Below are 12,388 nucleotides of genomic sequence, written 5' to 3' on the forward strand. Positions count from 1 at the left end.
TCACGCCTTGACGATCGCTAAGACACGCAGAACAGCCGAAAGCCCAGCTAGCAGGAGAAATCAGCCACAACGAACATGTGCCAGCTCCAGTTGAATGGCTGACCATGACCGCCGACACCCTGCTGGCCCAATCAGCCATCGACCGACTCACCTCCGCCGCCCACACCCTGGTCATCGAAGGACCGTCCTACCGCCAACGCACCCGCCCCCAGCTTGACCCCGACCCCGCCAACGAGCATCCTCAGTAACGCGCCACGGTGGTCCCATCCCCATGGCAATCAGGTGGTCCCATCACCCTGGCAAGCGACACGCAGAGCCATCAGATCAGTGCCGTGGATGGCTGTTGTGGGTGGCTCGTTCGGTTGCTGCGCCGCCGGTGTCGTAGATGCGTCGCCTGGGCGTGTTTGCGGCATCGAGTTCTTGAACCGCCTGAGCTACAGGCGGTTCACTGGTAGGCCTGCACGATCGAGTCAAGCACCATGGTGGTCGCCACCCGCCAGCTGAGGATCCGGCCGGCCTAGGAGTCGATGACAAACGCGACGTAGACAAACCCCGACCAATGCGTTGACCGATCAGCGCCTACGAGATCCTGAAACGAGCCGTCAGCTTCCTATCCGGCGGAGCGCGACGAGCAACAAGCCAGTCGACGCACGTGCGTGCCCATTGTTGGACCGCGGGCGGCTTGTTGTTGTAGTCATGCATGTACCGCTCGTAGCAGACCCACACGAGGTCACGCGCGGGCATTATTCATACTGCGCTGCAGCCCCTTCGATCGTCGGACGCGGGATCGGATAGTCGGTGGATCACCGCGTGCAAGGCCGGGAAAAGCACACTACTGTGACTCCCGATAGCGGCGACTACCGCACCCGCGACAATGGCTAGCGCGGTGCGTGTTCTGGATTGCATCTCCACTCCTCAACTGCCGCGCCGCCATGAACTTCTTAATTCTGTCGGCGGCGGTAGGTGCGCAGCGCAGCCCCAAGCTGTGCTGAGTGTTCAGCGTCCGTGTCGACACGCACGCGCAAAGGCTGCTGATCTTCCCGGTCCACGCGCTTGTAGTCCTTCCGCCCGTCGATGTCGTACGTGTGCAGTTGGTCAGCGAAGCTCGTGCCTTGCTCTGGCATGCGCAGGGATGGCGAGAACGAGAGGCACCACGACATACACGATCCCGAGATTGCTGTGTTTCATGATCCGATCACCTGCCGCTCAGACCGAGGTCAATCGGTTGGGGTCGGGCCATGGTTGCGGCGTCGGCCGGGTGCGCACCATCTGTGGCCACCAGAACCATCTACCGAGCAGTACCGCGATAGAGGGTGTCATGAAGGCGCGCACCACGAGTGTGTCGAACAGCAGACCCAGGCCGATGGTGGTGCCGACCTGGCTGAGCACCGTCAGCGCACTGACCGACATCCCCATCATGGTGAACGCGAAGACCAGCCCGGCGGCGGTCACGACCGACCCGCTGCCGCCCATCGCCCGGATCATGCCGGTGTTCACCCCGGCATGTATCTCCTCCTTGAGACGTGATACGACCAGCAGGTTGTAGTCCGCTCCGACTGCCAACAGGATGATGACCGACATCGCCAACACCATCCAGTGCAGTTCGATCCCCAGCAGGTGCTGCCAGATGAGAATCGACAACCCGAAGGCGCTGCCCAGTGAGATCGCCACGGTGCCCACGATGACCACCGCGGCGACGACGGCACGCGTGATGATGACCATGATGATGAAGATCAGGCTCAGCGCGGCGATCGCGGCGATCATCAAGTCGTAGCGGTTGCCGTCGGACATGTCCTTGAACATCGACGCGGTGCCGGCCATGTAGATGCGGGACCCTTCCAAGGGCGTCCCTTTGATCGCCTTGGCGACGGCATCTTCGATCGGTTCGACGCGCGAGATGCCCTCCGGTGTCATCGGGTCGCCCTCATGGGTCACCATGAAGCGCACTGCGTGGCCGTTCGGGGACAAGAACATCTCCATGCCGCGTTTGAACTCTTCGTTCTCGAACGCCTCCGGGGGCAGATAGAACGAGTCGTCATTGCGCGCTTCGTTGAACGCTTCTCCCATCGCGTTCTGGTTGTCCTGCATCTCGGCCTGCTGATCCTGCTGGCCCTTCTGGGTGGCGTACTGGGTCAGCAGCATCGTCCGCTGGGTCTTGAGGTTCTCGATCATCGTCGGCATCAGCTCGACCATTTCCGGCATGAGTGCGGCGAGTCGATGCATGATCGGAATGAGATCCTTGAAGTCCGCTGTCATCGTGTCGATGCCGTCAAGAGTGTCGAACACCGACCGCAGCGCCCAGCACACTGGAATATTGAAACAGTGCGGTTCCCAGTAGAAATAGTTGCGGATCGGCCGGAAGAAGTCGTCGAAATTGGCGATTCCGTCGCGTAGGTCCTCGATGCTCGCCACCATGGTGTCCATTTTGGCGACCATCTCCTGGGTGATCTCGGCCATCTCCTTCGTGATGGCTGACATCCGCTCCATGTCGGCGATGTTCTTCTCGAGATCCTCGGCCTGCTTGAGCGTGTTGGCCAGCAAGTTCTCCTGATACTTCTGGTTAAGCTGGGACGATACGCCCTGCTGGCTGATCTGGAACGGGATCGACGTGTTCTCGATCGGCGTTCCCTGTGGGCGCGTGATCGTCTGCACTCGCGCGACACCATCGACGTTGAATATCGCCTTCGCGATCTTCTCGATGACGAGGAAGTCAGCGGGGTTACGCATATCCTGATCGCTTTCCACCATCACCAACTCGGGGTTCAGCCGAGCAGGATCGAAATGGCGTTCCGCGGCCGCGTACCCCTCAGCTGCCGGGATGTCCTTGGGCAGGTAGTTGCGGTCGTTGTAGTTGGTTTCGTAGCCAGGCAAGGTGAGCAACCCGATCAACGCCAGCGCCGTCGTCGCCACCAGAATCGGTCCGGGCCAGCGCACCACCGCGGTACCGATCTTGCGCCACGTCCGTACCCGCAGCTGGCGTTTGGGCTCCAGCAAACCAAAGCGACTGGCCACCACCACAACGGCCGAACCCAGGGACAGAGCCACAAGAACGATCAAGAGCATGCCGATCGCCAGGGGTACGGCGAGGGTCTGGAAATAGGGCAGCCGCGTGAACTGCAGACAGAACGTCGCGCCCGCGATGGTGAGACCCGAACCCAGAACCACATGCGCGGTACCGTGAAACATCGTGTAATACGCCGACTCACGGCTCTGCCCGGAGCCGCGGGCTTCCTGATAGCGGCCGATCAGGAAGATCGCATAGTCCGTCGCGGCCGCAATCCCCAACGTCACCAGCAGGTTGGTCGCGAACACCGAAAGCCCGATGATCTCGTGGAATCCGAGGAACGCCACCACTCCCCGGGCGGCGAACAAGGACCCGACGACCATCGCGATCACCAACAGCATCGTGACGATCGAACGGAAGACCAGCAACAGCATCACGAAGATGATCGTGAACGTGACGGCTTCGATCAGCCGCAGGCTTCGATCGGCGGCTATCTGCTGATCAGCCGTCAGCGCCGCCGGCCCGGTGACATACGCGGTCACCCCGTCCGGCGGCGCGACACTGGCGACGATGTCCTGCACCGCAGCGATCGACTCATTGGCCAACGCCTCGCCCTGGTTTCCCTTGGTGTACACCTGGACGTAGGCGGCTTTGCCGTCCGGGCTCTGCGCGCCCGTAGCCGTCAACGGGTCGCCCCAGAAGTCCTGCACATGCTCGACATGTTCGGTGTCCGCCTCGAGCTGGTCGATGATCTCACCGTAGAAGCGGCGAGCATCCGCACCGAGCTCCTGATCCCCCTCCAGGACGATCATCGCTGAACTGTCGGAACTGAATTCGTCGAACACCGAGCCGATCCGCTTCATCGCCACCATCGACGGCGCGTCCTCGGAACTCATCGACACCGACTGCTCCTGACCGACCACTTCCAACTGCGGCACAGTCGTGTTGAGCACGGCGATGATGACCAGCCAGGCCAAAATGATCGGCACTGACAGTCGGCGGATCCACACCGCCAGCAGTCCGCGGGTGTCCTGCGGGGGCGCAGCAGACGCGTCAGTCCGTGTCCCGTTCATCGGTGCGCTCATGCCGATTTCACCAAGCAGAAGGTCTGTGCGGCCATTCCGGTGTAGGTCCTCTCGTCCTTAACTTCCCCATCGATGATGATGCGGCAGGTGATGCTGTCGCTGTCGCCCTGGGCAATGATGTTCGGGAAGGCGGCGGGGTCAGTGGTTTCCAACGTCAACGACCAGGGCAGGGGGGCACCGTCGACGCGCTGCGGCCGACTCTCCAGATCGAGGTAGTTGATGTCGGCGTAAGTTCCGTTTCCGAATACTTCGTACGTCACGACCTTGGGGTCGAACGGCTCAGGATCATCGGCGAAATTCACCGGGGTCACCCGAGTGCCCTCCGATCCGAAGTAGCCCCGGATCCGGTGAACGGCCAACCCGGCGACGACCACCACCACGACCATGAGCAGGGGAACCCACACCCGCCGAACGATTGTCATCGCGACTCACCCTCGGGTGAACCATCCGGCACCACGGACCATCCTTCGCGGCACGCCCCGAATCGGACTTCGCGGCCACTACCAGATTCGCGCCGACGCCCTCCGTCTGGATAGATACAACGCAACGTCAGAAGCCCTTTCGCGAGTAGACGACTATCAGGGAATCTCCGCACCGCACTTCCAGGCGGTGCTCCACATGTGCGATCGGCAGCACACGCTGGCCACTCGGCGGTGAGGTCAGGTTTCACGGTCCCGCCTCAAGAGTCGGTGACGCCCGCCTGCAGCCGCTGTCGGAACACTGACCCGACGCAAGCCGCTGCCGGTCGACACAAGTTCGGCCCGCTGCTCGTTCTCCTGGGACGGGTTGGCGTGAGCGAGGCGGGCACCTTCGATGTCGATGTTGGGCAGCAGGCGGTCCAGCCACCGAGGCAGGTACCAGGCCTTCTCGCCGAGGAGCACCATCGCAGCGGGGATCACCACCATCCGGACGACGACAGCGTCGAAGAACACCGCCGCCGCCAGTGCGAAACCCATTGCCTTGGCCATAGTTTCGGGAGAAAGCATGAAGGCGGCGAACACCGAGATCATAATGATCGCAGCCGAGGTCACTACCCGTGCACCGTGTTGGAATCCTACGATGACGGCCTGCCGGGCGCCTTGGCGAGTAGATGGCCCGTGGACGTACTCTTCCCGCATCCGAGTAACCAGGAAGACCTGGTAATCCATTGCCAAGCCGAACACCATACCGATGAGGAAGACCGGCAGGATGCTGATGATCGGACCCGGGTCGGCGATGAGCCCGAAACGTCCCTGCTGGAAGATTGCCACGGTCGCACCGAAGGTCGCACTGACCGACAACAGGAATCCCAGCGTTGCGGTCAGGGGTACCAACAGCGACCGAAACACCAGAACGAGGAGTAGGAACGCCAGGACGACCACCAGCGCGAGGTAGGGGACGAGTGACTGCAGGAGGGCCTCGGAAAGGTCGGCCATGACCGCGGTTTGGCCCGCGACGCCGATTTCAGTTCCCGACTCGGCGGCCAACGACGTTTCGATGGCGCGTATCTCGTCGAGCAGGTCGTGGGTTTCGGTGCTGCTCGGCCCACCGGTAGGGATCACAGTGATCAACGCGCCGGTACCGTCAGCGTTGAGCACTGGCGGAGTCACCGTCCGCGCATTCGGCATCGCGCCGATCGTGTCTGCGATCTGGTTGTAGGAAGCGCCCGGATCCTGTGCACCCGACCCGTCGACGACCACCATCAAAGGCCCGGTGACGCCCTCGCCGAATCCCTGGCCGATCAGCTCGACCGCCTTCTTCTGCTCACCGGAGGTCATGTTCATACCCAGTTGGAGATTCGTGACGGGCAGTGCCACAACCGCCAGTACGAGGACGGCGATGACCAACGCCGGGACCGGCCGGGCGGCCACCACCTGCGCCCAGCGCTTGCCGACGCTCGGAATGCTGTCGGGCTCGTCGCCGCGATGCAACCGGGGAACCGTGAGAGCGAACACCTTACGGCCGAACAGCCCGAGCAACGCCGGCAACAGGCTGATCGCCGCGGCCACCGCGACGAAGACCGCCACTGCGGCCGCCAGGCCCATTGTGGTCAGCATCGGGATTCGCACGACCGAAAGTGCCGCCAGCGCTATGACCACCGTCAGCCCGGCGAAGACCACCGCACTCCCGGCCGTTCCGGTGGCGCGTCCGACGGCATGACCTCTGTCGTCTGTGGCGGCGAGTTCCTGACGGTACCGGGACACGATGAACAACGAGTAGTCGATGGCTACCGCGATGCCGAGCATCGATGCGGTCATCAGAGCCGAAGAGTCGAGCTCGAAGAGCAGCGTGGCACCGGTTATCGACGCGATCGAGATCGCGACGCCGAACAGGGCCGTGATGATCGGCAAGGTCGCGGCGACAACTGAAGCGAACGCGACCACCATGGTGACCAGCGCGACGGCGAACCCCAGCAGTTCGCTGGCTCCCTGCTGTGGCGGCTGGCCGTTGAGCAGCGTGCCGGCTGCCTCCACGGTCAGGCCGGTCGCGCGGGCTTGGTCGATCGCCGCTTCGAAGGCGCTGAGCGACTCGGTGTCGATGTCGACGAATTTCTTGTCGTACACCACGTCGAAATAGGCGATAGTGCGGTCCGGGTTGACCTGAGCTCCCGGCGTCGGTGTGGTGAGCGGGTTGACGATGGACTCCGGCCCGGCCACGCCGTCGAGCCCGCGCAGCGAATGGATCAACGAATCGACGCGGAAGATGTTCTCGGGTTCGTCGAGCGTGGTTCCCGGGGGCGCCTCGACGACCACCTGCGCCTGGGCAATCATCGCCATGTCGCGGTTCTCGGGGAACTTCTCGGTCATCAAAGCACTGGCTCGTTCGGATCCGGTGCCAGGAAGGGTGACATCCGAAACGAACGGTTTGGCGTTGGCCGCCGCCAACCCGGCGCCCAGAAGGAGCAGCATCCAGATGCTCAAAGCCGCCAGCCGGTGGCGGTAGGCGAACCGCCCTAGTGTGTCGCGTCTGAATTTGGTTTACGGGTGTGGGGCAAGATTTCGTCTGCGGTTTTGGTCCATACGAATGGGTGGCAGCGTTGGTTCCAGCCATCGATGAAGGCGCTGATGGCCGCGACGAGTTCTTTGACGCTGTCGAAGGATCCGCGCCGGATCGCCTGGCGGGTGATGATCGAGAAAAACACCTCGACCATGTTCAACCAGGACCCTGATGTCGGGGTGAAATGCAGTGTCACCCGCGGGTTCTTGACCAGCCACACATTGACGTCAGCGTGTTTGTGGGTGTGGTAGTTGTCGCAGACCACATGCAGCCTGCGCCGCGGGTAGGCCCGCGCGACGGCCTTGAGGAAGTCCAGGAACTCAGCCTTGCCGTGGCGTTCATAACAGCGGTCGGTCACCTTGCCGGTCGCGATCTCCAGCGCGGCGAACAAGGTGGTCGTGCCGTTGCGCTGGTAGTCGTGGGTCGCCCTCTCCGGCAGCCCCGGGCGCAGCGGCAGGATCGGCTGGGTGCGGTTGAGCGCCTGAATCTGGGACTTTTCGTCCACGCACAACACGATCGCCTTGGCCGGCGGTTTCAGATACAGCCCGATGACATCGCGGACCTTGGCCTCCAACTCCGGGTCGGTGGAGAACTTGAACGTCTCCCGCCGCCACGGCTTGACCCCATAGCGGCGCCACGCTCGGGCCACCGTCGCATCCCCGACCCCGAGGTGTTTACCGAGCAGCCGACTCGACCAGTGCGTCACCGCCAACGACTCCGGCGGCGGCTCCAACGTGGCCGCCAAGATCGCTGCATCATCGACAGTCTTGGGCCGCCCACTACGCGGCTCATCGGCAAGCCCGTCAATCCCGAACGCGGCGAACCGATCCCGCCACTTGATCACCGTCGGCCGCGACACCCCCACCTGCCGCGCCGCACCCGAGGTACCCGCGCCATCGGCCACCGCCAACACGATCCGTGCCCGCTCGACATGGCCGGCAGACACCGTCGAGGACCGCGTCCACGACTCCAACGTCACACGATCCTCAGGACTGATCACCAACCCGGATGACGGCATACACCATCATCCCACACTGTAAACTAATTAATGACGCACGACACTAGCCGGTACAGAGCCGTCGCCACCGTCAGTCCGTCCCGCCAGTCGCTGCCCTGCCCGGCTGAAGCAACCCGTCGCGCAGATGCTGGAATCCGGTCCGCATCGAATCGGCGACGACCTGCCGGGACGGTATGTCGCCCGGACCCATGACGTGCAGTTCGATCGCAGCCAAGCTCACCGCTTGTGCGGCGTGGAAGACCAGCCGAGGATAGACGTCGGCGCGGGGATCGTGCCCGGTTCGTTCGGCAATCTCGTCGAGCATGGTTGTCGTGGCGCTGTCTTGCAGGCTCACGTGATGGGGCACCAGAGTGGGATGCTCAGCCATCAACCGGACGACAGTGACCACCTGGAAGAAGTCGTCGCTGGCTTCGACGAAGTCGAGCATGATGGACTCCAGCGAATCCAACACCGGTTCGGTGCGGTCGCGCCCGGCGAATGCGGTGATCACGTCCCTCATCGCGCGATCGACGATGAACATCACCGCCTCCTCTTTGGAAGCGAAATAGTTGAAGAAGGTACGGGCCGAGACGTTCGCGGCCTTCGCGATCTCGTCGACGGTGACCGAACTCAATCCATATTTCGCAGCGAGGTCCATTGCCGCCCGCCCCAACGCCTCTTTCGTGGCGAGCTTCTTGCGGACACGCAGACCCGTTGCAGTCACGATGCACAGTGTGCAGTTAATTGCGTAATTGTGCAAAATTTCATTACTGAGCATGTTTTCGCGCCGCTGGGTGCCGGGATTGCGATCCGGACGATCCAGAGGCGCGGAGCCGCGCAATATAGTTGGCGAACCCCAGAACCAGACGGTTGTGGCGATTCCCGCTGATGCCGCAGGTGGCATCGAGCATCCCGCGGGCCTCGCGGTTCTCGGCGCGGACTTGTGGCGCCGACAGAACGCTGCCGGTGGCGCCGGGAGTCGCTGCGACCAGGGGCTCGCGGGCGGCGCTCCTGAGCGGCAGAGGCCGACAGCATCGCGCGACCAGGGGTGCTGTCGCTCGTCGGACCGATAGATCGCGCTGTGCCGGACCCATTGCGGCGGCACAGCTGGCCATCGAACCACGATCCTGGCCTGGTCATCGACTTCATCTATGGTGGGCGGACAGGGCTAGGCCAAAGGGAACTGGAGCGATCTATGGCGGCGATCCACGTGAAGGACGACTTCGTGGTCGGCCACCCCATCGAGGTCGTGTACCAGCGGCTGCACCACTTCCAGACCTACGACGAGTGGTGGCCGAAGCAGTTCCGCGTGGAGTGCGCACCGGATGCGATGTTCGCATGAACGCCGGCGATGCCCATAGGGGGCTGCGGACTGGGTCGGTATGGTCGTAGTTGGCCGGCGGGGCCGACAAGTTCAACCGCTGCGCAGTACCGCACGTAAAGGAGAACCGTCGTGGCCGCATCCTTGAAGGACGCCTCTGTGGTTGTCTTCGGTGGCAGCTCAGGCATGGGACTGGCCACGGCCAGGACCGTGCTCAACGAGGGCGCCCGGGTCACGATCGTGGGCCGGAATGCGGATCGCCTGGATCAGGCGCGCGAGGAACTCAGCGGTGATGTCCGGAGAGCGGCGCTCGACGTCGGCGACGAGGCCGCAGTGCGGGATCTGTTCGACGGAATCGACGATGTCGATCATGTCGTCTGCTTCGCAGGGACGTCCGCGTTCGGCCCCATAGTGGAAACGGATATCGCGACGCTCCGAGGTACGGTAGACAGCCGGTTCTGGGGGCCTGTGTACATCAGCAAGTACGCCGGCGCCCGCATGACGGCAGGTTCGCTGACGTTCTGTACGGGGTCAGGAGTCGAACGCCCGCGGCCGGGCAGCTCCATCCTGAGTGCGGCTGCGAGCGGGGCTGAGACGTTCAGTCGCGGCATGGCACGCGAGCTGGCACCGATCCGGGTGAATGTAGTGCGTCCCGGGATGATCGACACACCCCTGATCGAACGAACGGGTATTTCGCTTGAGGAGCACACTGCGGGGCTCCCGATCCCCCGTGTGGGCCGACCCGAGGAGGTCGCGCACGCGGTGGTTTTCCTGATAACCAACGAGTTCGTCACCGGCGTGGTATTGCCCGTCGACGGCGGCGCCGCCCTCGTATAGCGCTACCGCCGAGGTCACACAGATGGTTCCACCTCAGTAGCTGCGCTTAGGCGGACTTCGCCAGCTTCTAGCATTGAGCATGTCGCCGCGGAAGCGGCGCCTATTCGTCGCCTAATCGTCAAGTGTTGCGTCATCCACCCTTATCGGTGAGAGCTCTGTGTGAGGTACCTGCCACCGAACCTGGTGAAACCCAGAGCACGCCTTAGAGGAACAGCCGGTATGGGTAGGCGTTGTCGTCGAGTTGCTCACTACCTGCGCGAGGAGCTTCCCGCCGGACGAAGGGCGCGTGACAGGCAGAGTTAGACCAGCTAATATCCTCGCTATGAAGAGAGTGATCCTGGCTGTTGCCTTCGCTGGCCTGGCGCTCACCGCGCCGGCCGTCGCGCACGCCGACCCGGACACCGATTTCGCGAACGCACTGCACACGGTTGGTATCTACGGGCAGAAGGACTACAACGCCTGGATCGCCAAGATCGCCTGCGAGCGAATCGATCGTGGTGTCGACAAGAACGCCTACGACTCGGCGGAGTTCGTCTCGAATCAGCTTCCGAAGGGCAGCACCACCGAGCAGGCGTGGAAATTCCTGGGCCTGGCGTATCCCACATACTGCCCGGCCCATCAGGCGCTGCTGCAGCTGGCCGCGGAGAAGCCTGCGTGAGCAGGCGACCACCATTGCCGTCACCGTCGTCGCCCGAGACCGAGGGAGTGTCATGGCCAACCGTCTGAAGGTCTGGGCCGGCGCCGTGAGCGCCGCCGTGGCCATGAGCCTGGCAGCCGTTCCGGCCGTGGCCTCGGCCGACGCCACGGACGACTATCCGATCCCGAACCGGATCCTCAGGACCACCTGCACGGTGGACCAGTACATGGCCGCGGCGCGCGACACGTCGCCCGTCTACTACGAGCGGTACATGATCGACTACAACAACCGGCCTGCCGACGTGCAGGACGGGGCCCGCAATCGGATCTACTGGTTCTTCTCGCTGGATTACACCGCCCGCAGGCAGTACTCCGAGGCCACCGCGACCAACGTCTTCTACGAGCAGATGGCCACCCGCTGGGGTAACTGGGCGAAGCTGTTCTTCAACAACAAGGGCGTGGTCGCACACGCCACCGACGTCTGCATGAACTACCCGCCGGTGGACCCCTCGGTGTGGCACTGGGGATACAACCAACGGCCCTGAGGGGAGTGACTCGATGAAGCCAGCTCTGTCAGCCGTCGCGGTGGCGGTGGTCCTCACGGCAGCCGCTCTCGGCCTCGGCGCCTCTGTCGCATCCGCCCAGCCGCCTCCCCCGTCGCCGGCTCAGGGTGAGCCGGTACCGGCGTGGGCACCGCCCAAGCCGGCCGAGTTCTGGGCCGGACAACCCGTCGTGTGGACCTCGGCCTGGGGTGGTCGCTGGGGCGTGTGGATCAACGGGGGGTTCATCACCCTGTCGTCGAACCCCGTGACCAACGGCGGCTGAGGACCGACACGAATCAGGCCCGTGCGCCGAACGGGCTGGTACAGAGCGGCATTGACTAAATGTCGTGACTCGGTAGGTTGTTGAAGCCGTGCCTGCTTGAAATAGGACTTTCAGACGAGGTGGTGGATGTGTCTGGCATTCATCGGTAGAGGTCCTCGTGTCTCCCCTAACGCTCGTACCGATCTTTTCGCTCGCCGCCTGATCGTTGAGCGTGTCCATGCGGGGTGCACGCCTGCGCATGTGGCTGAGCAGTTGGGATTTCGCGGGCGAGGATCTACAAGTGGCTACACCGCCGAGCACGATTCGGGTGGGTCCGGCAATTCGAGCCAGTCCCATTGGGTTCATCGCCCGGGGCATGCGTGGCCGGCGGTCGGCCCGAAGTCCTCGATAATGACCCCTCGAACTTCATCGCCGGTGCTGGTGTTGACCCACACCGGTGTGTCGACGGCAAACCCTTCGGAGTTGCTCATCTGCTCTCTTTCGCCAAGATGTCGATTTCCACGGAGTTGCCGCCTCGCCGTTTAGCCCGGTACATGGCTTGGTCGGCACGAGCGAGTAATGCCGCGATGGGGTCAAGGGCCTGTGCCACATGAGTTTTCCCGACCCCGACCGTTATCAACGGGTAGCAACACGCTCGAATCTATGTATGCAACAAGGGGGTTGATGCTGGGCAAGTCATCGTTGTTGCCGGTTTATCGGCGGGTGTT

At 63.2% G+C, this 12,388-nt stretch carries 11 protein-coding genes and 1 pseudogene; 6 read left to right on the plus strand and 6 right to left on the minus strand.

Annotated features, from left to right (window positions below; translation table 11 throughout):
- Positions 1–86: 86 nt before the first annotated feature.
- Positions 87–248: pseudogene (locus H7I57_RS00655) on the plus strand (ATP-binding protein); the annotation flags it as partial.
- 958 nt (positions 249–1,206) lie between these two features.
- On the opposite strand, the gene H7I57_RS00660 reads toward H7I57_RS00655, so the two are convergent.
- The 5 genes from H7I57_RS00660 to H7I57_RS00680 form a co-directional block, all read right to left on the minus strand.
- Positions 1,207–4,089, minus strand: coding sequence for an MMPL/RND family transporter (locus H7I57_RS00660; RefSeq protein WP_264021290.1), 2,883 nt, complete (start codon positions 4,087–4,089; stop codon positions 1,207–1,209).
- Entirely contained in the window at positions 4,086–4,511 is a 426-nt protein-coding gene (locus tag H7I57_RS00665; protein ID WP_264021291.1) for an MmpS family transport accessory protein, read from the minus strand. The genes H7I57_RS00660 and H7I57_RS00665 overlap by 4 nt, the downstream gene beginning before the upstream one ends.
- Before the next feature lie 237 nt (positions 4,512–4,748).
- On the minus strand, positions 4,749–6,977 hold the full coding sequence (locus H7I57_RS00670; RefSeq protein ID WP_264021292.1) for an MMPL family transporter: 2,229 nt from the start codon (positions 6,975–6,977) through the stop codon (positions 4,749–4,751).
- A gap of 44 nt (positions 6,978–7,021) precedes the next feature.
- Positions 7,022–8,083: an IS630 family transposase gene (locus tag H7I57_RS00675; protein ID WP_036346308.1), complete on the minus strand. Its 1,062-nt coding sequence runs from the start codon at positions 8,081–8,083 to the stop codon at positions 7,022–7,024.
- Positions 8,084–8,153: 70 nt separating this feature from the next.
- Positions 8,154–8,966: a TetR/AcrR family transcriptional regulator gene (locus H7I57_RS00680; RefSeq protein ID WP_264021294.1), complete on the minus strand. Its 813-nt coding sequence runs from the start codon at positions 8,964–8,966 to the stop codon at positions 8,154–8,156.
- Positions 8,967–9,257: 291 nt separating this feature from the next.
- Here H7I57_RS00680 and H7I57_RS00685 point away from each other — a divergent pair, with 291 nt between their 5' ends.
- From H7I57_RS00685 to H7I57_RS00705, 5 genes are all read left to right on the plus strand, one after another.
- Entirely contained in the window at positions 9,258–9,404 is a 147-nt protein-coding gene (locus H7I57_RS00685) for a hypothetical protein (protein WP_264021295.1), read from the plus strand.
- 111 nt (positions 9,405–9,515) lie between these two features.
- Positions 9,516–10,220, plus strand: a complete 705-nt coding sequence (locus H7I57_RS00690) for an SDR family oxidoreductase (RefSeq protein WP_264021296.1) — start codon at positions 9,516–9,518, stop codon at positions 10,218–10,220.
- 322 nt (positions 10,221–10,542) lie between these two features.
- Positions 10,543–10,878 (plus strand): DUF732 domain-containing protein, encoded by a 336-nt coding sequence (locus H7I57_RS00695; protein WP_264021298.1) that lies wholly within the window; start codon positions 10,543–10,545, stop codon positions 10,876–10,878.
- 52 nt (positions 10,879–10,930) lie between these two features.
- On the plus strand, positions 10,931–11,401 hold the full coding sequence (locus tag H7I57_RS00700) for a DUF5078 domain-containing protein (protein WP_264021299.1): 471 nt from the start codon (positions 10,931–10,933) through the stop codon (positions 11,399–11,401).
- A 13-nt stretch (positions 11,402–11,414) separates the two neighbouring features.
- Complete coding sequence (locus tag H7I57_RS00705; protein ID WP_264021300.1) at positions 11,415–11,681, plus strand: hypothetical protein; 267 nt, start codon at positions 11,415–11,417, stop codon at positions 11,679–11,681.
- A gap of 341 nt (positions 11,682–12,022) precedes the next feature.
- Here the strand turns inward: H7I57_RS00705 and H7I57_RS00710 are convergent, their stop codons facing one another.
- A complete protein-coding gene (locus H7I57_RS00710) occupies positions 12,023–12,151 on the minus strand; it encodes a hypothetical protein (RefSeq protein ID WP_264021301.1) in 129 nt (42 codons plus the stop codon).
- Between the last annotated feature and the right edge of the window lie 237 nt (positions 12,152–12,388).

Source organism: Mycolicibacterium pyrenivorans (genome assembly GCF_025821625.1).
In the GTDB taxonomy this organism is placed as follows: Bacteria; Actinomycetota; Actinomycetes; order Mycobacteriales; family Mycobacteriaceae; genus Mycobacterium; species Mycobacterium pyrenivorans.

Excerpts from the sequence above, each read along its gene's own strand:
- H7I57_RS00660 (WP_264021290.1), bottom strand. The coding sequence starts at position 4,089 with ATGAGCGCACCGATGAACGGGACACGGACTGACGCGTCTGCTGCGCCC.
- H7I57_RS00665 (WP_264021291.1), bottom strand. The coding sequence starts at position 4,511 with ATGACAATCGTTCGGCGGGTGTGGGTTCCCCTGCTCATGGTCGTGGTG.
- H7I57_RS00670 (WP_264021292.1), bottom strand. The coding sequence starts at position 6,977 with ATGCTGCTCCTTCTGGGCGCCGGGTTGGCGGCGGCCAACGCCAAACCG.
- H7I57_RS00675 (WP_036346308.1), bottom strand. The coding sequence starts at position 8,083 with ATGCCGTCATCCGGGTTGGTGATCAGTCCTGAGGATCGTGTGACGTTG.
- H7I57_RS00680 (WP_264021294.1), bottom strand. The coding sequence starts at position 8,966 with ATGCCACCTGCGGCATCAGCGGGAATCGCCACAACCGTCTGGTTCTGG.
- H7I57_RS00685 (WP_264021295.1), top strand. The coding sequence starts at position 9,258 with ATGGCGGCGATCCACGTGAAGGACGACTTCGTGGTCGGCCACCCCATC.
- H7I57_RS00695 (WP_264021298.1), top strand. The coding sequence starts at position 10,543 with ATGAAGAGAGTGATCCTGGCTGTTGCCTTCGCTGGCCTGGCGCTCACC.
- H7I57_RS00700 (WP_264021299.1), top strand. The coding sequence starts at position 10,931 with ATGGCCAACCGTCTGAAGGTCTGGGCCGGCGCCGTGAGCGCCGCCGTG.
- H7I57_RS00705 (WP_264021300.1), top strand. The coding sequence starts at position 11,415 with ATGAAGCCAGCTCTGTCAGCCGTCGCGGTGGCGGTGGTCCTCACGGCA.
- H7I57_RS00710 (WP_264021301.1), bottom strand. The coding sequence starts at position 12,151 with ATGAGCAACTCCGAAGGGTTTGCCGTCGACACACCGGTGTGGGTCAAC.